1 protein-coding gene is annotated in these 2,888 nt (G+C 67.3%); it reads right to left on the reverse strand.

Translation table 11 applies throughout. The features are described 5' to 3' along the window. Window positions 1–2,603: DNA polymerase III subunit alpha (gene dnaE, locus V6M42_RS14800; RefSeq protein ID WP_332679200.1), on the reverse strand; the 2,603-nt coding region annotated here is incomplete at its 3' end. Between the last annotated feature and the right edge of the window lie 285 nt (window positions 2,604–2,888).

Below are 2,888 nucleotides of genomic sequence, written 5' to 3' on the forward strand. Positions count from 1 at the left end.
TCGAGGAAGTCGAAGATGTCGGTGAACCGGCCGCCGGTCTCGCGCACCTCGACGAGGTGTTTCATGGCCTCCAGACCGACGTTGCGGATGGCGCCGAGGGCGTAGAGGACCGAGCCGGCCTTTTCGCCGTCGGCCCCCTCTTCCCAGGCGACATCGAAATCGGCCGAGGAGCGGTTGACGTCGGGAGCCTTCACCGGCACCTCGAAGCGTCGGCAATCCTGATAGAAAACCGCGAGTTTGTCGGTATTGCTGAGATCGAGACTCATGGACGCGGCCATGAATTCGACCGGATGGGTCGCCTTCAGCCAGCCGGTCTGGAAGGAGATCAGGGCGTAGGCGGCGGCGTGCGATTTGTTGAAGCCGTAGCCGGCGAACTTGGCCACGAGGTCGAAGATGCCGCCCGACTGTTCTTCGGGCACGCCCTTTTCGGAGGCGCCCTTGATGAAGCGCGCCCGCTGGAAATCCATCTCCTCCTTCTTCTTCTTGCCCATGGCGCGGCGGAGAAGGTCGGCCTCGCCCAGCGAATAGCCCGCCAGGATCTGGGCGATCTTCATCACCTGCTCCTGGTAGATGATGACGCCGTAGGTCTCGGTCAGCACCTCCTTCAGCGAGGGGTGGAGGTAGTCCACTTCCTGGCGGCCGAACTTTCGATCGATGTAGGTGTCGATCATCTCCATCGGCCCGGGCCGGTAGAGGGAGATCAGGGCGGTGATCTCCTCGATGGAGCCGCAGCGCATCTTGCGCAGGGTGTCGCGCATGCCCTGGGATTCCAGCTGGAACACCCCGACCGTCTGACCCGAGGCCATCAGTTCATAGGTCCTGGGGTCGTCGAGCGGGAGACCGTTCCAGTCGGGGGCGGCGCCGCGCCGTTCCAGATACTGACGCGCGCGGTCCAGCACGGTCAGGGTCTTGAGGCCGAGGAAGTCGAACTTCACCAGACCGGCGGCCTCGACCCATTTCATGTTGAACTGGCTGGCCGGGATGGTGGAGCGCGGGTCCTGGTACAGGGGCGCCAGTTCGATCAGGGGGCGGTCGCCGATGACGATGCCGGCGGCGTGGGTCGAGGCGTTGCGGTACAGCCCCTCAAGCTCCAGCGCCGTCTCCAGCAGGGTCGCCACGGCCCTGTCGTTGTCGCGGGCCTCGCGCAGGCGGGGCTCGATCTCGATGGCCTGGGCCAGGGTGACGGGGTTGGCGGGGTTGGCCGGCACCATCTTGGCGAGGCGGTCGACCTGGCCCAGCGGCATCTGCAGCACCCGGCCGACGTCGCGCAGCACGGCCCTCGCCTGCAGGGTGCCGAAGGTGATGATCTGGGCCACCCGGTCCTTGCCGTAGCGGTCCTGGACGTAGTCGATCACCTCTTCCCGCCGCTCCTGGCAGAAGTCGATGTCGAAGTCGGGCATGGAGACCCGTTCGGGGTTCAGGAAACGCTCGAACAGCAGGCCGAACCGCAGCGGATCCAGATCGGTGATGGTCAGGGCCCAGGCGACCAGCGAACCGGCGCCCGAACCCCGGCCCGGACCCACGGGAATGCCGTGGCTCTTGGCCCATTTGATGAAGTCCGACACGATCAGGAAATAGCCGGGGAAGCCCATCTGCTGGATGATGCCGACCTCCCATTCGAGGCGGGTCCAGTATTCTTCCTCGGGCGCGGCGGGCGTGACCGCCTGCAGGCGCGCCTTCAGCCCCTCGCGGGCCTGATGCATCAGTTCGTCGGGCTCGGTGCGACCGGCGCCGGCGTCGAAGCGGGGCAGGATCGGCGCGCGGGTCGGCGCCATGAAGGCGCAGCGGCGGGCGATCTCGATGGTCGTATCGCAGGCCTCGGGCAGGTCGGCGAACAGCTCGCGCATGGCCGCGGCCGGCTTGAACCAGTGCTGGCCGGTGATGCGGCGGCGATCTTCCTGACCGGTGAAGGCGCCGTCGGCGATGCACAGCAGGGCGTCGTGGGAGCGCGCCTGCGCCGCCTTTGCGTAGTGGACGTCGTTGGTGGCGACCAAGGGCGTGTCGTGCGCGTACGCCCATTCGACCAGGCCGCGTTCGGCCTGACCTTCGCTGGGCAGGCCGTGGCGCTGCAGTTCCACATAGAAGCGGTCGCCGAAGACCCGCGTCATCTCGGCGAGGGCCGCCGCGGCTTCCTCGGGGCGGGACTGGACGAACAGGGGGTCGACGGGGCCGTCGGGGCCGCCCGACAGCAGGATCAGGCCCTCGGATTTCTCCGCCACCATGGTCCAGGGCACGCTGGGCTCGTCCATCGAGCCGGCGTCGAGGAAGGCCGAGGACGACAGGGCGCTGAGGTTGAGCCAGCCCGCCTCGTTCTGGACCAGAAGGACCACGGTCGGGACCTTGGCCCAGCGCTCGTTGATCTTGCCGCCGATGCCGGTGACGGGAAGCGCGCAGGCGATGACGGGCTGGACCCCCGCCCCCTTGGCCGCCTCGCTGAACTCCAGCGCGCCGAACAGATTGGCCCGGTCGGCGACGCCCACGGCGGGCATGCCCGCGTCGGCCGCCAGCGTGGGAACCTTGCCCGCCTTGATCGCGCCTTCCAGCAGCGAATAGGCCGAGCGGACGCGCAGGTGGATGAAGCCCTGATCCCCTGCCCCGCTCACCGTCCGCCGCCTCCGCTCATGGTTCGATCAGACCCCGACTCGCGGATGGCTCAAAGTGTCCGTGTCCGCGAAAATTCGTGGGACAGTTTCGGACAGTTCGGACAATTCGCCCCGGAAAGCCCGTCGTCAGGCGACCGGCGCCGCGAGCGCGACCTGCCAGCACATCCAGACGAAACCGCCGCAGGACGCAAGCGACAGCATATCCCTCACCCAACGCGCCATGATCTTGTCCCCAGATTGCGTGTTCCGGCTATGTTCTATGTTCTCGTTGCGTTCTCGTCAAGG

The sequence above is a fragment of the Brevundimonas sp. genome, from assembly GCF_036677305.1.
GTDB lineage: Bacteria > Pseudomonadota > Alphaproteobacteria > Caulobacterales > Caulobacteraceae > Brevundimonas.